General features: G+C 67.0%; 15 protein-coding genes. 1 reads left to right on the top strand and 14 read right to left on the bottom strand.

Annotated features, from left to right (window positions below):
* Positions 1–26 precede the first annotated feature (26 nt).
* Complete coding sequence (locus K8P10_RS05425; RefSeq protein WP_224780787.1) at positions 27–977, top strand: peptidoglycan bridge formation glycyltransferase FemA/FemB family protein; 951 nt, start codon at positions 27–29, stop codon at positions 975–977.
* 69 nt (positions 978–1046) lie between these two features.
* On the opposite strand, the gene K8P10_RS05420 is transcribed toward K8P10_RS05425, so the two are convergent.
* From K8P10_RS05420 to serA, 14 genes are all read right to left on the bottom strand, one after another.
* A complete protein-coding gene (locus K8P10_RS05420) occupies positions 1047–2096 on the bottom strand; it encodes a peptidoglycan bridge formation glycyltransferase FemA/FemB family protein (RefSeq protein ID WP_224780786.1) in 1050 nt (349 codons plus the stop codon).
* Position 2097: 1 nt separating this feature from the next.
* Entirely contained in the window at positions 2098–3774 is a 1677-nt protein-coding gene (locus K8P10_RS05415) for a ribonuclease J (protein ID WP_224780785.1), read from the bottom strand.
* Between the two features lie 18 nt (positions 3775–3792).
* Entirely contained in the window at positions 3793–4770 is a 978-nt protein-coding gene (dapA, locus tag K8P10_RS05410) for a 4-hydroxy-tetrahydrodipicolinate synthase (RefSeq protein ID WP_224780784.1), read from the bottom strand.
* A 19-nt stretch (positions 4771–4789) separates the two neighbouring features.
* Positions 4790–5431: a dihydrofolate reductase gene (locus tag K8P10_RS05405; RefSeq protein WP_224780783.1), complete on the bottom strand. Its 642-nt coding sequence runs from the start codon at positions 5429–5431 to the stop codon at positions 4790–4792.
* A gap of 19 nt (positions 5432–5450) precedes the next feature.
* On the bottom strand, positions 5451–6260 hold the full coding sequence (locus K8P10_RS05400) for a thymidylate synthase (RefSeq protein WP_224780782.1): 810 nt from the start codon (positions 6258–6260) through the stop codon (positions 5451–5453).
* A gap of 85 nt (positions 6261–6345) precedes the next feature.
* A complete protein-coding gene (locus tag K8P10_RS05395) occupies positions 6346–6654 on the bottom strand; it encodes a hypothetical protein (protein WP_224780781.1) in 309 nt (102 codons plus the stop codon).
* Positions 6655–7383: 729 nt separating this feature from the next.
* On the bottom strand, positions 7384–8979 hold the full coding sequence (locus tag K8P10_RS05390) for an APC family permease (RefSeq protein WP_224780780.1): 1596 nt from the start codon (positions 8977–8979) through the stop codon (positions 7384–7386).
* Positions 8980–9100: 121 nt separating this feature from the next.
* The gene (locus K8P10_RS05385) at positions 9101–9577 is read right to left on the bottom strand and encodes a hypothetical protein (protein ID WP_224780779.1); all 477 of its coding nucleotides are present in this window, start codon (positions 9575–9577) and stop codon (positions 9101–9103) included.
* Entirely contained in the window at positions 9574–10347 is a 774-nt protein-coding gene (gene dapB / locus K8P10_RS05380) for a 4-hydroxy-tetrahydrodipicolinate reductase (protein ID WP_224780778.1), read from the bottom strand. The genes K8P10_RS05385 and dapB overlap by 4 nt, the downstream gene beginning before the upstream one ends.
* Positions 10348–10356: 9 nt before the next feature.
* Complete coding sequence (locus K8P10_RS05375; protein ID WP_224780777.1) at positions 10357–11748, bottom strand: pitrilysin family protein; 1392 nt, start codon at positions 11746–11748, stop codon at positions 10357–10359.
* A gap of 179 nt (positions 11749–11927) precedes the next feature.
* Positions 11928–14237, bottom strand: a complete 2310-nt coding sequence (locus K8P10_RS05370) for a polyribonucleotide nucleotidyltransferase (protein WP_224780776.1) — start codon at positions 14235–14237, stop codon at positions 11928–11930.
* A 237-nt stretch (positions 14238–14474) separates the two neighbouring features.
* On the bottom strand, positions 14475–15245 hold the full coding sequence (gene ddaH, locus K8P10_RS05365; RefSeq protein ID WP_224780775.1) for a dimethylargininase: 771 nt from the start codon (positions 15243–15245) through the stop codon (positions 14475–14477).
* Positions 15246–15298: 53 nt separating this feature from the next.
* On the bottom strand, positions 15299–16348 hold the full coding sequence (locus K8P10_RS05360) for an asparaginase domain-containing protein (protein ID WP_224780774.1): 1050 nt from the start codon (positions 16346–16348) through the stop codon (positions 15299–15301).
* 14 nt (positions 16349–16362) lie between these two features.
* Positions 16363–17955: a phosphoglycerate dehydrogenase gene (gene serA / locus K8P10_RS05355; protein ID WP_224780773.1), complete on the bottom strand. Its 1593-nt coding sequence runs from the start codon at positions 17953–17955 to the stop codon at positions 16363–16365.
* Positions 17956–18020 lie beyond the last annotated feature (65 nt).

The following is an 18020-nucleotide window of genomic DNA, read 5'->3' as shown; positions in this document are numbered from 1 at the left end:
CACCCGCACGAGAGGCGACGACACACATGGGACACTTCCTCCAGAGCCCCGCATGGGCTCAGCTGCAGCGAGACCTCGGCCGCACGGTCGTGTCGCTCGACGGGGACGGCTGGAGCGCACAGGCGATCCTGGAGCGCGGCAAGCTGAACTCCCGGCTGTACGCTCCATACGGCCCCCAGCTCGACCGAGCTGAAGCGCTGCCCGCCGCGCTTGATGCGCTGCGCGGTGAGGCGAAGCGTCTGGGCGCGGCTTTCGTGCGCGTGGAGCCGATGCTGCGTCAGACGGACGCAGCATCGCAGCCGGCCCTTCCCGCCGCCACGCTCGAGGCCGCCGGGCTCCGTCGTGTCGCGCGTGTGCAGCCGGAGCACACGCAGCGCGTTCGACTCGACCGCCCGTTCGACGAAGTCCTCGCGGACATGCGGAAGACGAACCGCAATCTGCACCGCAACGCCGCGAAGAAGGGACTCTCGATCCGGGCGAGCGATCAGCCCGATGACATTGAGCACCTGCTCCGCCTGCTCCGCGAGGTCTCCGACCGCACCGGCATGCACGCCCACGCCGACGACTATCTTCGGCAGCAGGCACGCACGCTCGTCGCTTCGGGCGACGCGACGATCTACCTGGTAGATCTCGAGGGCGAATCGTTGCCGATCGCCGCGTCGCTCGTGTTCGACGATGCGGAGCGCAGGTACTACGCACACGCCGCCGCTGACACGGCGCACCGGAAGCTCTCCCCCGGTGTCGTGCTCGTCACGACCATGATGCAGGAGGCGCACGAGGCGGGGCGGCCGGAGTTCGATCTCTACGGTGTCGTCCCTCCCGAGGTGACGGACCACGCCTGGTCGGGCTTCAGTGATTTCAAGCGCTCATTCGGCGGCGAGCAGATCGATTTCTCAGGCGCGTGGGAGGCCCCCGTGCGGCCCGTCAGCTACGCCGTCTACTCGCTCGCGCGGAAGGTCGTCGGCGGACGGGTCTGACGCGGGACCGTTCCGGGCCGCAGACAGACCCGGAACGGTGCCAGCGGCCCGATCCGGCCCCGCGATAGCTCAGTAGAAGACGTCGTGACGCATCCGGAGCGCCCAGCGCCGCGCGATCGGGTCGCCGAGACGGGCCCAGAGCTGCGCGTGCTTCGACCGCAGTGGCAGATCGAGCACGCCGACGTAGTCGGTCACCTGCTTGGAGAGCCGCAGCTTGTACTGGCCGACCCCGTGCAACGGGTGCTCCGGGTCGTCCAAGCGGTCGCTCGGTGGCGACCCGATGAGGTCGTGGACCTCGGCACCGTGCTCGCGCCCCCAGAGGATCAGCTCCCACTGCATCCGGTACATCGCCCCGTTCGGCAGCGAACCAGAGCGGGTCGAGGCGCCGTCCTTGTACCCGCTGGTCTTCCCGAACACGGTAGCGAACATCCCGGCGACGGGTGCGCCTTCCGCGTAGCCGAGAAAGAGCTGCCCGCGACCGGCGTCGGCGAACGTGCGCCAGAAATCACGGTAGTACTCGTAGGGCCGGAGCTCGAAGCGCCCCTCCCCCGTCTCGGCGAGCAGGTCGTACATCGTTCGGCAGTTCTCGTCGCTCGTCTCGACCCTGCGGACCTCGAAGCCGAGCTTGTCTGCCTTCCTGATCTTCGTGCGCGTGCTCCCGGAGAAGCGCGACATGACGTCGGACTCCTCACCGGAGATATCGAGGAGGATCGTCGACTCGTTCGGCAGGATCCTGACGGCCGACGAGAAGCCGGCCTCATCGAACTCCTCGAGCGTCTCAGGCCTCTTCTCGAGCCGAGGCTCGATCTTCAGCAGGAAGACCCCGTTGATGCGGGCGAAGTCACCGAGTCGCTCCGCGGCGGTCCGCGTCGCTTCGACGCCGTCCGCCGTGGGCCCGCCCGGCACGTACCAGAGTCGCCCCAGGAACGGGATGGTTTTCTCGAGCACGAGGGTGGGAGGGAAGTCCTGGCCGACGACGTACAGCGGCCGGTAGCGCTGGAAGCGCTTGACCTGACCGTACTCCCGGCTCTGCCAGACCTCACCGCCGCCCGGCAGCTGCTCGACGCTCTCGTCCCAGTGCGCGATCTCGTCTGCGCTCGCGAACCGCAGCTGGGGCACGCTACACCACCACGACGACGGGAACGATCATCGCCTTCCGTCGCAGTTTCGTGCCGACCCAGCGACCGATCGTGCGGCGGGTGATCTGCTGCAGCTGCTTGGCGTCGTGGACGCCCTCGCTCATCGCGGTCTCGAGTGCATCCGCGATCTTCGGCTTGATGGAGTCGAAGACGCGGGCTTCCTCTGCGACGCCCTTGGTGTGGATGTCGGGACCCGAGACGATATGCGCCGTGGTCGGCTCGACGACCGTCACGACGGAGATGAAGCCCTCCTCGGCCAGCACCCGACGGTCGCGCAGGTCGTCGTCCGTGACGCGGCCGACGCTCTTGCCGTCGACGTAGATGAAGTCGATCTCGAGCTGGCCGACCGCGCGGGCGACACCGTCGACGAGGTCGACGACGGTCCCGTTCTCGCCGATGATGGTGCGGTTCTGGGGCACACCGGTCTCGATTGCGACCTTCGCGTTCGCGACGAGATGACGGAACTCGCCGTGGATCGGCATGACGTTCTTCGGGCGCACGATGTTGTAGCAGTACATGAGCTCGCCCGCGGCGGCGTGCCCGGAGACGTGCACCTTCGCGTTGCCCTTGTGCACGACGTTGGCGCCGAGCTTCATGAGTCCGTTGATGATGCGGAACACGGAGTTCTCGTTGCCCGGAATCAGGCTCGACGCGAGGATGACCGTGTCGCCCTCGCCGATCTCGACCTGGTGCTCCTGGTTGACCATGCGGCTGAGCACCGCCATCGGCTCGCCCTGCGAACCCGTGGACATGTACACGATGCGGTGATCCGGAATGTCGCCGCTCTTCTTCAGGTCGACCAGCACGCCCTCGGGAACGTCGAGGTACCCGAGGTCGGACGCGATCTTCATGTTGCGGACCATCGAGCGGCCGAGCAGCACGACGCGGCGACCCGCCTTGACGGCGGCATCGAGCACCTGCTGCACGCGGTGCACGTGGCTCGAGAAGCTGGCCACGACGACCTTGCCGGGTGCGCGCTCGATAACCTGCTCGAGGACGGGCCCGATGTGCTTCTCGAGCGGGGTGAAGCCGGGCACTTCGGCGTTCGTCGAGTCGGTCATGAAGAGATCGACGCCCTCTTCACCGAGGCGGGCGAACGCCCGGAGGTCGGTGATGCGGCCGTCGAGCGGCAGCTGATCCATCTTGAAGTCGCCGGTCGCGAGCACGCTGCCGGCCGCCGTGCGGATCATAACCGCGAGCGCGTCGGGGATGGAGTGGTTCACGGCGACGAACTCGAGATCGAAGGGGCCCTTCGACAGGCGCTCGTCCTCGGCGACGACCTGGGTCACCGGCTTGATCCTATGCTCTTTCAGCTTCGCCTCAACGAGTGCGAGTGTGAGCTTCGAACCGATGAGCGGGATGTCTTCTCGCCGCTTCAGCAGGTACGGCACCGCGCCGATGTGATCCTCGTGCCCGTGGGTGAGCACGACGGCGACGATGTCGCCGAGGCGATCCTCGATCTTGGAGATATCGGGCAGGATCAGGTCGACTCCCGGCTGATGCTCTTCAGGGAAGAGCACGCCGCAGTCGACGATGAGCAGCTTGCCGTCGATCTCGTACACGGTCATGTTGCGACCGACCTCGCCCAACCCGCCGAGCGGGGTGATGCGCAGCGTGTCCTTCTGCGCGGTGGGCGGAGCGTAAGGGGGGTTCGGCACTGGGCCTCCTGTGTTGTATTAGCGTGTGGTGCCCGCGATTTTCGGCAGGGCACCGCCGGCAGCCGCGTTGCGGTCGGGCCGGAAATTCGTCAGGTCGACGCCGGGGATCTCTCCCACGAGCGCCAGTTCGTCTTCGATGAGGGCGGCTTCCCACTCCTCGGGCCCCACGAGCGGCAAGCGCACGCGAGGACTGTTGATGTAGCCGAGACCGTGGAGAATGTACTTCGCCGCCACGGTGCCTGGTACGTGGGTCATCACGGCGCGGACCAGCGGCTCGAGGCGCTGGTGCTCCTCGCGGGCCGTGGTGAGGTCTCCGGCGTTCACCGCGTCGATGATGCGCCGGTACGGCGCCGGCGCGATATTGGCGGTGACGCCGATGAGTCCGCTCGCACCGATGGAGAGGTGCGGCAGCACATTCGCGTCGTCCCCGGAGAAGTACATCAGGTCGGTCTGGTTGAGCACGCGGCTCACTTCGCTGAAGTCGCCCTTCGCGTCCTTCACCGCGAGAATATTCGGGTGCTTCGCGAGGCGGAGGATTGTCTCGTACTTGATCGGCACCCCGGTGCGACCCGGAATGTCGTACAGAATCACTGGGAGGTCGGTCGCGTCTGCCACGAGGCGGAAGTGCGTGAGCAGACCCGCCTGCGTGGGCTTGTTGTAGTACGGCGTGACGATCATGACACCGTCGGCGCCGGCCTTCTCGCTGGCCTGGTAGAGCTCGATGGCGTGCGCCGTCTCGTTCGACCCGCCACCGGTGATGATCTTCGCGCGTCCGCCTGAAACGGACTTCGCGACCTCGACGAGCTTGATCTTCTCGGGGTCCGTGAGGGTCGACGTCTCACCGGTGGTACCGGTGACGACGATGCCGTCTGCACCGCTCTGGATGCAGCCGTCGATGTGCCGCTCCGTCGCCTCCCAGTCGACCTCGCCGTCCGCGTGGAACGGGGTCACGAGAGCGACGAGGACCTGCCCGAAAGGATTCTCTGCGTTCGTCACCATAACAGGGTACCGGACGTTACTCGCCGAGACCCCCATCATGACGGCGATACCACTCGAATCGGTAGTCGAGGCCTGTCCGAGAGCGATGCGGCCCCTCACTGCGGACGAGTTGCCACTCGGCATCGATCCTGGGCGCGTGGGTATCGGCATTCGGCACCGCGACGTCGATGCGGGTCACGACGAGATCCGTGGCGGCCGGCATCGCGGCGCGATACAGCTCGCCTCCTCCCATGATCCAGACCCCGATCTCCGGCCAGGATCCGGGGCTCTGACACGCGGCCCCCTCGGCTGCGGCGAGGTTCTCGAGGTGTTCGGCGTACTCGCGCTGCACGACTCCGCTCGTGCGTTCGAGCGCCGCTTCGATCGAGGGCACGACGACGGCCCCCGAGGCCACGTAGCGCTCGTTCCGGGTCACGACGACGTTCTCACGTCCGGGCAGCGGGCGGAAGCGCTCGGGCAGCGACTCCCAGGTGCGGCGGCCCATCACGACGGGTGCGCCCCAGGTCTGCTCCTTGAAGTGCGCGAGGTCCTCCGGCAGATGCCACGGCATCTGCCCACCTCGGCCGATGGCGCCGTCGCGCCCTTCGGCCCAGATCATGCCCACACCCTCGCCGATGCGTGGCTGCAGGTCGTCGCGCAACTCGTCCTTCGTCGTCACTCGCTCGTCTCCGACTGCTCTACACCGCCACCGGGGCTTTGATCCCGGGGTGGTGCTGGTAGTCGAGTACTGAGAAGTCGCCGAGTTCATAGGCGTCGATGGAGTCGCGTGCTGCGATCTCGAGTCGCGGGTAGGGGTAGGGGTCGCGTTCGAGCTGGGTGCGCACCTGTTCCACGTGATTGTCGTAGATGTGGCAGTCGCCGCCCGTCCATACGAACTCTCCTGGTTCGAGTCCGGTTTGCTGGGCCACCATCAGCGTGAGCAGGGCGTAGGACGCGATGTTGAACGGCACACCGAGGAACATGTCGGCTGATCGCTGGTAGAGCTGGCACGACAGCTTGCCATCGGCGACGTAGAACTGGAAGAACGCGTGGCACGGCATGAGCGCCATCTCGTCGAGATCAGCGACGTTCCACGCGGAGACCACCAGACGGCGCGAGTCAGGGGTTCGTCGAATGTCGTCGATGACGCGTGCGATTTGATCGATGTGCGCTCCGTCAGGGGTGGGCCAGGACCGCCACTGAACGCCGTACACGGGGCCGAGGTCCCCGTTGTCGTCCTCCCATTCGTCCCAGATGGATACGCCGTGCTCCTTCAGGAACGCGGTATTGCTCTCGCCGCGCAAGAACCAGAGCAGCTCGGCCGCGACCGACTTGAAGTGCACGCGCTTCGTCGTGATCAGCGGGAACGACTCCGCGAGGTCGAACCGGATCTGCCTGCCGAACACGCTGCGCGTGCCCGTTCCGGTACGATCCCCCTTCGGAGTCCCGGTCTCCAATATCTCTCGCAGCAGATCTTCGTAGGGCGTCGGAATCGGGGTCTCAGTCACGCGGACAGTCTACTGCGGACCCCTGACACGAGGCGGGGTGGATCAATCGCGCCAGCCCGTCGACGCACACCTCCCGACCACACCGCTATGCACGGTACGGACGACCTTCGCACCACACGGCGTTCAAGAAGTCACCGTCCTCGATCTCCTGACGCACCTCATCCGTCATCGTGGCCTCGGGAATCACAGCGAACTCGACTTCGGTCGCCTCTGCGATCACAACCTGATCAGCGCAGGCCGCCACGATGATCCAGGCATCCGATTCCGGGCCGCCGCGGTATGTGGCCTCAGCGCCCACCCGTGGAGAAGCATCCTGAATATACAGCTCCGCATTTACGGAGACCTCGTGCGACGTGCTGCCGAGAGACGTCGCCACCGCGTCCCACACCAGCATTCGTTGCTCTTCTTCTGAGCACCCGACCAGCCCGTTCACCCCGAGGGCCGCGATGAATACTGTGGACCACAATCGTCTCATCGCAGTCGGCACGCAATGTGACTCTTGGACGGATTGAATGCCACTCTGAACCCGCTCGTTGCTTTCGGCGCCCACCTCGTCCGACCAAATCTGGGCTTGTACGCCTTATCCTTACGGATCTTGTACACATAGCGTGTGCCGACTGACCTCGCCTCCCAGACCTGACCCTTCTTCATCTTCGGTGAAGTGCATCCCACCGAAACTGACTGGGTCTTCGCGCTCGATATGTTCAGCTGAGAGGCGACGGCCGAACGACTCAAGCCGAACGCCACTCCAATAGTGCGGCTCGCGGATAAGTTCTTCGAGATGTTGCAGACACTCCCGGTCGTCATAACCTTGCAGGAGCCGAACACTGATCCGAACTGATAGTTCTTATGCACCTTGTCGACAACGCGATATCGGTACAGCGCGTCAGCCGCCTCACCAGGCACTACCGTGAATCCAATCGCTGCCACGATTACCGCTGCGACCGCTGCACTTACACGCTGAGACAGGCTTTTCCGGAGAATTGATGTCATGCATCTAGAACACCATGTTCATTTACGTGAGTCAATAGAACTTAAGTCTGTATGACTTAAGTCTCACTTTCCGCCGGGTGAACTTCGCTTCATAAACCGGGTTTTCTCTCAGCTGTGCACAACGTCTTCACTACGACCCGAGACCGTCGTCGAACAGCTCGAGTGCTGAGGTGTCCGATGTCGCCTCGGTCCGAGCGAGCACTCGTCCGCTGAAGAAGTCCTTCGAGACCCTCGCCTGCACGAACATCAGCACGAGCCCAAGGCCGAGCACGACGACGCCGATGATGCCGACCAGCCCGACCCCGGCGATGTTGCTGCCCGATCCGAACTCGGGGTCCATGCTGTCGAGCGTCGTCTGCACGAACACCACCAGCAGCAGGATGCCGCCGATACCGGGGAGCACGATCTTCGAGATGACGGAGCCGATCCCCTCGCGCACAGCAGCTCTGCGGAAGTACCAGGGACTCGCGAGCGCCGTGATCCCGTAGTAGAAGCAGACCATCATGCCGAGCGCGGTGATGGTGTCCCAGAGCACGTCCTCGCTGATGAACCGCATCACGGCGTAGAAGATGGAGGCCACGATCGACGAAAGCAGCAGGGCGCGGTACGGCGACTTGTACTTCGGGTGGATCTTCTTGATGGACGCGGGCAATGCACCGTAGTGAGACATCGCGAGCAGCGTTCGTGCCGGCGAGATGGCCGTGGAGTTGATCGACGCCATGGCGCTCACGAGGATGGCGACCGAGAGCAGGATCGCGGCCGGCCCCATGACCGGGTGGGCGAGCGCGGCGAAGACGTTCTCAGCGATCGCCGAGTTGTTGAGTCCGGTACCGGTATCCCCGAGGCCGGCGTAGCCGACCGTCGCGGCCGCCGTGCCGACGTACAGGACGACCAGGATCCCGACGAGAATCATCGCCGCTTTGCTCTCGGTCGAGAGCTTGCCCTTCGACGGTTTCGTCTCCTCGCCCATCGTCAGCACGGTGTCCCAACCCCAGTAGACGAAGATCGACACGGCGATGCCGGCGGCGAAGGCGCTGAAGCTGTCCACCTCGAAGGGATTGAACCAGGAGAGCTCCGGGGTGCGGCCTTCGGTGTTTGCCGGGTCGCCGGCTCCCACGAACATGGCGATGATGAACCAGACGAGCACCGCCATCTGGAACAGCACGGTGATGTACTGGAAGATCTTGGTCGAGGTCATTCCTCGGTAGGAGATGAAGGTCGCGAGCGCCATGAACCCGAGGCATACCGCGATGTTGATGAAGCGGTTCCCCGCGATCTCGGCGATCGCCGGATCACCGACCAGAATGCTGATCGACTGGAACAGGAACTCGACGGCGATGCCGGCGAGGTTCGAGAGCACGAGCACCGTCGCTGCCACGAGCCCCCACCCGGCCATCCAGCCGATCCAGGGCCCGAACGCCCGGGTCGCCCACGTGAACGAGGTCCCCGAGTCCGGCATCGCGCTGTTCAGAGCGCGATACCCGAGGGCGACGAGGAGCATGGGGATGAACCCCATCAGGAAGATCGCGGGGGTCTGGTACCCGACCTGGGTCGCGGCGGGTCCGACCGCAGCGGTCAGTGTGTATGCGGGCGCACAGGTCGAGATGCCGATCACGAGCGCGCCGAGCACGCCGACGGTGCCGGACGGGAGGCCCTTCTTGCTGATCCCCGTAACCGAGTCGAGGGTGCGCGTCGCCGGATCGGCGTTCAAATCGTACTTGCTCATGACATCCGTGCTTTCTCGCGCACCACTGCGCTCGCGTACTGCCGGCAACGGGTCTGCACGGGGTCATCTGGGCCCCGACCGCTGGTGCCTGGAAAAGTGTAGACCCCTGGTACGCGAAGCGCTATTCGTCCGAAGAATCTTCGCGTCGGGATGCGCGCTCACGGGTGATCGCCTCACGAATTGCGGCACGAGCCCGCCTGCGATCACCGCAGGCGTCGTAGACCACACCCAATCGCATCCAGTCCACCCAGGAGTCGGGCCGGGCGTCGACGGCGTCCCGGTATCGCGGGAAGACCGCGTCGGCCTGCTCACGGACGGGGCGCCCCGATGGGCGGGTTTCCACTTCTTCCTCCGGCATCAGTCCTGAGGCCTCCAGTTCCGCGGCGAGACGATTCGCGGAGAAGCCGAAGCGCAGTTCACGGATGAGCGCCCACACGCCGATCAGGGGCAGCACGAGCAGTGCAACACCCATGAGCGCCGCGAGCAGAGTTCCAGACATGAGGAGGGCCACGGCCCGGACGCCGATGAACACGAAATAGATCGCGAGCACCGCTGAAAGGAACATCACACCGGCGATCGCCCGGGACCTGGCGTTCATGCGGGCGTGCCGTCCGCGGCGTCCTGCCTGTTGGCCTGCGTCGGCGCGCCGATCCCGAGCACGCGGTCGAGTCCGACGGTCAGACCGGACGCGCCTCCGATAGCCCCGAGCGCGGCGCGGATCCCTGCACGGTACGCATCATTCGAGTGAGTGTCGTGGGTGATGGTGAGCACCTCACCCGGTCCCCCGAAGCGCACCTCCTGCTTCGCCACCACCCCGGCCAGCCTGAGGCTGTGGACGGGGATGCCGGCGACGTGCTCACCCCGAGCACGCTGATCGGCGAACGGCGCCTCGACCGGGCGACCGTCACGGGCTTCCGCGATCAGCTCGGCCGTGCGCACGGCGGTACCCGAGGGCGAATCGACCTTCTGGGGGTGGTGCGCCTCGATGATCTCGACCGCGTCGAAGTAGGGCGCCGTGAACTGGGCGAGGGCGGTTCCGATCACCGACCCCAAAGAGAAGTTCGGCACGACGATCACCGCGCCGCCGGCGTCATCGACACGATCGGCCAGCCACTCCAGGCGCGTCGCCGACCACCCGCTCGTGCCGACGATGACGCGCTGGCCGCGGCTGAGCGCCCGGTCGACGATGTCGGCACTGGCGTCCGGGTGACTGACGTCGACGAGGACATCGGCTGCTGCACCGTCCTCCGGATCGCTGCCGCTCGACAGACGGGCGACGACGTCGAACGCGGGATCCGCCTCGATCACCTCGCACACCAGTGATCCGAGGCGGCCGGTGGCACCGGAGACAGCAACGCGCGTAGGCATGCTTCCAGGTTACCGGAGCGTCGAGCGCGAGACTTCGCCGACGGCGACGATCGTGGACGGCTGACGCTGCAGCAGTGCGGCGACTTCCCGCACGTCGGTATCGGTCACGGCGTGGAACCGCTCGAGCGACGTGTCGAGGTCGTACAGCTCCCCCGTGCCGAGTTCGGCGCGGCCGAGCCGACCCATGCGAGTGTCGGAGTCCTCGAGGGCGAGCGCCGAGGAACCAGCGATCTGCCCGAGTGCGCGCTCGCGCTCCTCGGAAGTGATGCCGTCGTCCGCGATCTTGGCGAGCTCCGTGCGCGCCAGGTCCACGACTTCAGCCGCCTTCTGCGGGGCCGTGCCCGCGTACATGCCGAACAGGCCTGCATCCGAATAGCTCGCACCGAACGAATACGCCGTGTAGGCGAGCCCCCGCTTCTCGCGGATCTCCTGGAAGAGACGGCTCGACATGCCGCCGCCGAGGACCGAGTTCATGAGCCCCATGGCGAAACGACGCGGATCCCCCGCGCGAAGGCCCGTGGTACCGACAATGACGTTCACCTGCTCACTCGGCTTCTCGGTGACCGCGACGCGCGGTGCGGCGTTCACGGCCTCGGGTGCTTCTTGCGCGGTCGTCGAGGCGGCGGGGACGTCATCGGGTACCGTGCTCCGGCGCACCGGGGTCCGTGAAACCTCGGTGGACCAGCGAGGATCGGCGCTTCCCTCCAGTGCTCGCAGTACGAGCTCGACGAGCCGATCATGATCGACCGCGCCCGCTGCCGTGACGACGAGCGTCGAGGGGTCGTACCGGTGCGCGTAGTGCTCGTTCACGTCATCGCGCCGAGCGGCCCTGATGGTCTCGGTATTGCCGCCGATCGGACGCCCCAGCGGGTGATCCCCGAGGACCTCTTCAAAGAACCGCTCGCTCGCGACATCGGCAAGATCGTCGGCTGCCATGGCGAGCTCCTCGAGGATCACCTCGCGTTCGTTCTCGAACTCCCCGGCATCGAGGACCGAGTTCGTCACCATGTCGGCGAGCACCTCGACGGCGCCCTCGAGATCGACATCGCGGGCTTTGGCGTGGTAGCAGGTGTACTCCTTCGCCGTCAGCGCGTTGCTCTCAGCACCGACCCGATCGAAGCTCGTCGCGATCGAATACGCGTCACGAGTCGGAGTGCCCTTGAACAACAGGTGCTCCAGGAAGTGAGTAGACCCCAGGCTCCCCCGCGCGGCGTCGTTCTCGGCCTGCTCGTCTCGGGAGCCCACGCCCACCCAGAATCCGACCGAGGCACTGCGCACCCCGGGCATGTACTCCGTCAGCACGCGCAGGCCGCTCGGGTGCACGGTGCGTCGGACGCGCGTCCCCCCGAGGTCGACGTCGAGGGCGGACTGGTCGAGGGGAAACTGGATCGGCTCGCGCATCCCTCCAGCCTAGAGCCCCCGCCCTGCGAACCCGCCGGTGCTGTGCGCCCGTCGGTCCGCTGGACCCGAGCGTGTACACATCGGATCGCGGGCGGAACATCAGAGCGGACGCAGCAGCGCCCGCCCTGCCTGAGCAGGACGGGCGCTGAGATCCCGCGAGAAACGGGAGGACGAACCGCTTACGCGGGGTTCACCGTGGTGGGCTCGTCGGGCAGCTCGGTCGTCTCGGCGGCTACAGCAGCACCTGCGGCCGCTGCGGCCTCCTCGATGACGGGCTCGAGCGACAGCTTGCCGCGATCGTCGACCTTGGTGATCTTGACGAGCACCTTCTGGCCGATCGAGAGCACGTCATCGACCGAGTCGATGCGCTTGCCGCCAGCGAGCTTGCGCACCTCGGAGATGTGCAGCAGGCCGTCCTTACCGGGCAGCAGCGACACGAATGCACCGAAGGCCGCGTTCTTCACGACGGTGCCGAGGTACTGCTCCCCGACCTCGGGGTTGGTCGGGTTCGCGATGGCGTTGACCTGCACGCGAGCCGCCTCGGCCGAGGGGCCGTCGACAGCACCGATGTAGACGGTGCCGTCGTCGTCGATCGAGATGTCGGCGCCAGTCTCGTCCTGGATGCCGTTGATCGTCTTGCCCTTGGGCCCGATGAGCTCGCCGATCTTATCGACCGGGATCTGGACCGAGATCACGCGGGGCGCGGTCGGAGCCATCTCATCGGGAGCGTCGATCGCCTGTCCGAGCACGTCGAGGATCGTGGTGCGCGCTTCCTTCGCCTGCGACAGGGCACCTGCGAGCACATCCGAGGGGATGCCGTCGAGCTTGGTGTCGAGCTGCAGCGCGGTCACGAACTCGCTGGTGCCTGCGACCTTGAAGTCCATGTCGCCGAGCGCGTCCTCGGCACCGAGGATGTCGGTGAGGGTCGCGTACCGGGTCTCACCGTCGACCTCGTCGGAGACGAGGCCCATGGCGATGCCGGCAACGGGTGCGCGCAGCGGCACGCCCGCGTTGAGGAGCGACAACGTCGAGGCGCAGACCGAACCCATCGAGGTCGAACCGTTCGAGCTGAGCGCCTCGGAGACCTGGCGGATGGCGTACGGGAACTCCTCGCGCGCGGGCAGCACCGGCACGAGGGCGCGCTCGGCCAGGAAGCCGTGCCCGATCTCGCGACGCTTCGGGCTGCCGACACGGCCGGTCTCACCGGTCGAGTAGGGCGGGAAGTTGTAGTGGTGCAGGTAGCGCTTGCTCGTCACGGGCGACAGCGAGTCGATCTGCTGCTCCATCTTGAGCATGTTCAGCGTGGTGACGCCCATGATCTGGGTCTCGCCGCGCTGGAAGATGGCGGAGCCGTGCACGCGCGGGATCACCTGGACCTCGGCGTCGAGCGCACGGATGTCACGCAGACCACGACCGTCGATGCGCGCACCGTCGGTCAGGATCCGGCTGCGCACGATCTTCTTCGTGACGGCCTTGTACGCCCCGGAGACCTGGCCCTCGGCGTCTGCGGACAGCTCGCCGGCCTCGACCTTGGCCGCGATGGCCTCCTTGACGCGCGACTTCAGCGCATCGTCGGCATCCTGGCGCTCCTGCTTGTCGGCGATCTGGTAGATCCCGGCGAGCTCGCTCTCGGCGAGCTCGGCGACAGCGGCGTAGGTCTCGTCGGCGTAGGGCGGGAATACGGGGTAGTCCTGCACCTCCTTGGCCGACTGCTGAGCCAGCTGCTCCTGCGCCTTCACGAGCTGGGCGAGGAACGGCTTCGCAGCCTCGAGTCCCTGAGCCACGACGGCCTCGTTGGGCTTCACAGCGCCGCCGCGGATGAGCTCCCAGCTGCCCTCGGTCGCCTCCGCCTCGACCATCATGATCGCGACGTCCTCGGTGCCGTCAGCCTTCGTGACCACGCGGCCGGCGACGGTGAGGTCGAACACGGCCTCCTGGAGCTGAGCCACGTTCGGGAAGGCGACCCACTGGTCGTCCTGACCCGCTGCGCCGGGAATGAGCGCGAGGCGCACGCCGGCGATGGGACCCGAGAAAGGCAGACCCGAGATCTGGGTCGATGCCGATGCGGCGTTGATCGCGAGCGCGTCGTAGAACTCGCCGGGCGCGATCGACAGCACGGTCACGACGATCTGCACCTCGTTGCGGAGACCGTCGACGAACGACGGGCGCAGCGGGCGGTCGATGAGACGGCAGACGAGGATCGCCTCGGTCGAGGGGCGGCCCTCTCGACGGAAGAACGAGCCGGGAATCTTGCCAGCGGCGTACGAGCGCTCCTCGACGTCGACGGTCAGGGGGAAGAAGTCGAAGTGATCCTTCGGGTTCTTCGAGGCGCTGGTGGCCGAGAGGAGCATCGTCTCCTCATCGAGGTACGCGGCGACCGCGCCCTGGGCCTGCTGTGCGAGGCGGCCTGCCTCGAAGCGGATGGTGCGCTTGCCGAACCGACCATTGTCGAGAACGGTTTCGGCGAACTTGATTTCAGGACCCTCCACGGGCTCTCCTTTGCATTCAGGTGAGCACGCTGCGGGTCGGCGCGCCGTCTGCGCGGCGACATCACTGATCTGCAGTGCTGATCAACAGTGCACGATCACTCCCGCCTCGCGAGAGGAATCCTCCACCGAAGACCAGCCGCCTCGTGCTCGGTACATCGTTGACGGTGGGCATCAGCCCACCCCGTCACACTACCACCCGCGTACGAGAACGCACCGGGCACGAGGCGAGTCTCGGGATCAGCCCAGGTTGCGGACCCTCACGGACAGGCAGGTGGGGCAGCCCTCGAGCTTCTCGAACTCGCTGAGCGGGGTCTCGGTAACGGTGTAGCCGAGGTCGCGGAGCATGTCGGCTGTGCGCGGTGCCGACGCCGAGATGACGAGCTCGTGCTCGCTCAGGCAGACCACGGCCGTGCCGTGCGGCTCGGGAACGGGGAGGAAGCGCTCGAAGAGTCCCGGCTCGTCCACGTAGTCCGGGTAGCCGATCACCGTCCCGTCGGGCAGCGCTGTGACGGCCGTCTTCAGGTGGAGCACCTTCGTGACCGGCACAGCGACGACGCGCGCTCCGAGCGGGCCGAGAATGCGGCGCAGCTGCGCAATGCCCTCGGCGTTGGTGCGTCCTCCGCGACCGACGTAGACGGTGTCGCCGATCTTGAGCACGTCACCGCCGTCCAGCGTTCCCGGCTCCTGGATCTCGGCGACAGGACAGCCGAGCTGCTCGACCACACGGCGGGTGCCAGCCGTCTCGGGCTTGCGGCGGTCATCGCCTGGTCGCGAGATGACGGCAACGTTGCGGAACATCACCACGGTGTCCTCGACGAAGACGGCGTCCGGGCAGTCCTCCGCCTCCTCGACCTCGATCGTCGACCAGCCGTGCTGCTCGAGGACGTCGACGTAGGCCCGCCACTGGTCACGAGCGACATCAAGATCGACGGCCACCTTCTCGATGTGGTCGACGATGCCGTCGTCGAGCTTCGAGCCGGGCCGGCGCACGAGAGCGATGGTGGACATGGGGGCCTCCGAGATTCTGCAGGCGGAACGAGTAACGGGTTCCAGCGTAGCGCTCAGCTGGTGCGCTGCTCGCCGATGAGGTTCTCGGCGAACCGTCGGGCGAGTTCCGCGCCACTCAGCCCGGCGCGCACCAGTGCTCGGAGCTTGCCGACCGCCGCCTCCGCGGTGAGATCGGAGCCTCCGATCGCCCCCGCTTCCACCAGCGCCGCACCGACCGCATAGCGGCTCAACCCCACGGCTCCACCCGAGCATCGGGTCGTGGTGATCACGGGGGTCCCCGCATCGACCGCGCGCCGAATGGCCGCGGGGATCCGCCCCTCGTCGAGTGGGAAGGTCCCTGCGCCGAACCCCTCGAGGACGACGCCGTCGGGAAACGCCGCGACCGCGGCCTCGACCAGGGCTGCAGGCAGGCCAGGCGCGGCGGTCAGGATACCGACGCGCGGTGCCTGCCGGTCTGCGGACGAGGCAAGGGCGCGGGCGAGCCCGTCGTCGATCCCGACCGCGGAGGCGGCGAGCGGCAGCGGAGCGTGGAAGCCGTCTGGCTCTTCGCTCGAGCGCTTCGTCACCCGCACAGCGGGGAGGGTCCGTCCGCCGAACACGACGACCGTCGCCGCACCGCCGGAGCTCGATGCCGCACCGGTCGACGACTCCGCGCACCAGGCGAAGGCGTCGCGCAGATTCTCCTCGGCATCGCCTCCCGAAGTGCCGAGCGGTGCCTGCGAGCCGGTGAAGGCGACGGGCAGCGCCAGATCGGCGAGAGCGAATGCGGTCTGCGCGGCGACGTGCGCGAGGGTATCTGTGCCGTGCACGACGACGGCGCCCCCGATGTGCCGGTCGGCCGATGCCGATCGGATCAGGTCCGCGAGTTCGAGTCCGCCGCCGTGCCCCGTCTGCGAGCTGTCCCCGATGAACGGTGCCCGAGCATGGATCCACGGGTGCGCACGCCCGCGTTCGTCGCTCCGAGCACCGGCCCCGAGTACGTCGTCCATCTCCGTGCGCAGATCGACGGGTGCTTCGAGGCCGCGACCGCGGTCGCGCATGCCGAACGTGCCCCCCGCATACACGAGGAGGATCGGCGCCGCAGCTGCGGCCTCTACGAGCACGGCGAGCCGGCGCGTCAGATCTCGGGGACGGTGATCGCCCTGAGCGTCGACGCGTCGATCGAATCCCGCAGCTGATCGATGAGCGTCTCGGGCACCGGGGCATCGATCGAGAGGACGGACAGCGCCGTGCGGTGCTGATCGTCGCGCGCGACCTGCAGACCCGCGATGTTCACCCCGGCCTCGCCGAGGATCGTGCTGTACGTGGAGACGATGCCCGGGCGATCCTCGTAGCTGAAGACGATGAGGTGCTCGGGAATCGGGAGCTCGACCTCGTACCCGTTGAGGCCGACGATCTTCTCGACCTGCTTCGGCCCCGTGAGGGTGCCGGCGACCGACACCGGAGTACCGTCGGCGAGCACACCGCGGAGGGTGATGACGTTGCGGTAGCTCTCCGAGACCGGCTCAGTCGTGAAGCTCACCTCGATGCCCCGCTGTTCGGCGAGGAGCGGAGCGTTGACGTACGACACCGGGTGGCTCACCATCTGCGAGAACACGCCCTTCAGCGCCGCGAGACGCAGCGCTTCGATGTTGTGCTCGGTGAGGTCGCCGCGCACCTCGACGTCGAGCGAGGTGATGGGACCGGCCGCGAGCCCGGCGAACACCTGGCCGAGCTTCTCGGTGAGCGGCAGACCGGGGCGCACGTATGAGTCGATGGCTCCGCCGGCGACGTTCACGGCGTCGGGCACCAGATCACCGGCGAGCGCGAGGCGCACCGACTTCGCGACAGCGACGCCGGCCTTCTCCTGTGCCTCAGCGGTGGAGGCGCCGAGGTGCGGGGTGACGTTGACACGGTCGAGACCCGTGAGCGAGGTATCGGCGGGCGGCTCCTGCACGAAGACGTCGAGGGCCGCTCCGGCGATCTCGCCCGCAGCGAGCGCTTCTGCCAGCGCCTCCTCGTCGATGAGCCCGCCGCGCGCCACGTTGACGACGTACGCGGAGGACTTCATGGCACGGAACTGCTCGCGGCCGATCATGCCCAGGGTCTCCGGCGTACGGGGCATGTGAATGGTGAGGAAGTCGACGCGCTCGACGAGCTCCTCCAGCGTCACCAACTGCACCCCGAGCTGCTGGGCCCTGGCGGCGGTGACGTAGGGGTCGTAGGCGATCAGTTCGACCCCGAAGCCGCGGAGGCGCTCGGCGATGAGCGCGCCGATGCGGCCGAGTCCGATGATGCCGACCGTCTTCTCGTAGAGCTCGATGCCGGTGAACGCGGAGCGCTTCCACTCCCCCGCGGAGAGCGAGGCGTGCGCGCGCGGAAGGTGACGAGCGAGGCCGAGGATGTGCGCGACGGTGAGCTCGGCGGCGCTGATGATGTTCGAGGTCGGGGCGTTGACGACCATGACGCCGGCCTGCGTGGCCGCCTTGATGTCGACGTTGTCGAGGCCGACGCCGGCGCGGGCGATGACCTTCAGTCCGGACGCCCAGGAGATCGCTTCGGCGTCGAGCTGCGTCGCCGAGCGGATGAGGATCGCGTCGGCGGTGGCGAGTGCGGTGCGGAGGGCTCCGCGATCGGTTCCGTCGACGTGGACCACGTCGAAGTCGGGGCCGAGCGCGGCGATGGTGGCGGGCGAGAGTTCTTCGGCGATCAGCACGATCGGCTTCGACACGACAGATTCCTTCGGGGTCAGCGAGTGCGACGTGGGCCGTGCGGCCCAGTGGATCAGTCTAGCGC

The sequence above is a fragment of the Leucobacter sp. Psy1 genome (genome assembly GCF_020096995.1).
GTDB lineage: Bacteria > Actinomycetota > Actinomycetes > Actinomycetales > Microbacteriaceae > Leucobacter.
Note: the sequence above shows the minus strand (reverse complement) of the source record. Positions and strands in the feature narration are given on the sequence as shown.

Coding starts and splice junctions, on each gene's coding strand:
- K8P10_RS05425 (WP_224780787.1), top strand. CDS start 27: ATGGGACACTTCCTCCAGAGCCCCGCATGGGCTCAGCTGCAGCGAGAC.
- K8P10_RS05395 (WP_224780781.1), bottom strand. CDS start 6,654: ATGCTGGTGTGGGACGCGGTGGCGACGTCTCTCGGCAGCACGTCGCAC.
- K8P10_RS05390 (WP_224780780.1), bottom strand. CDS start 8,979: ATGAGCAAGTACGATTTGAACGCCGATCCGGCGACGCGCACCCTCGAC.
- K8P10_RS05385 (WP_224780779.1), bottom strand. CDS start 9,577: ATGAACGCCAGGTCCCGGGCGATCGCCGGTGTGATGTTCCTTTCAGCG.
- dapB (WP_224780778.1), bottom strand. CDS start 10,347: ATGCCTACGCGCGTTGCTGTCTCCGGTGCCACCGGCCGCCTCGGATCA.
- K8P10_RS05375 (WP_224780777.1), bottom strand. CDS start 11,748: ATGCGCGAGCCGATCCAGTTTCCCCTCGACCAGTCCGCCCTCGACGTC.
- ddaH (WP_224780775.1), bottom strand. CDS start 15,245: ATGTCCACCATCGCTCTCGTGCGCCGGCCCGGCTCGAAGCTCGACGAC.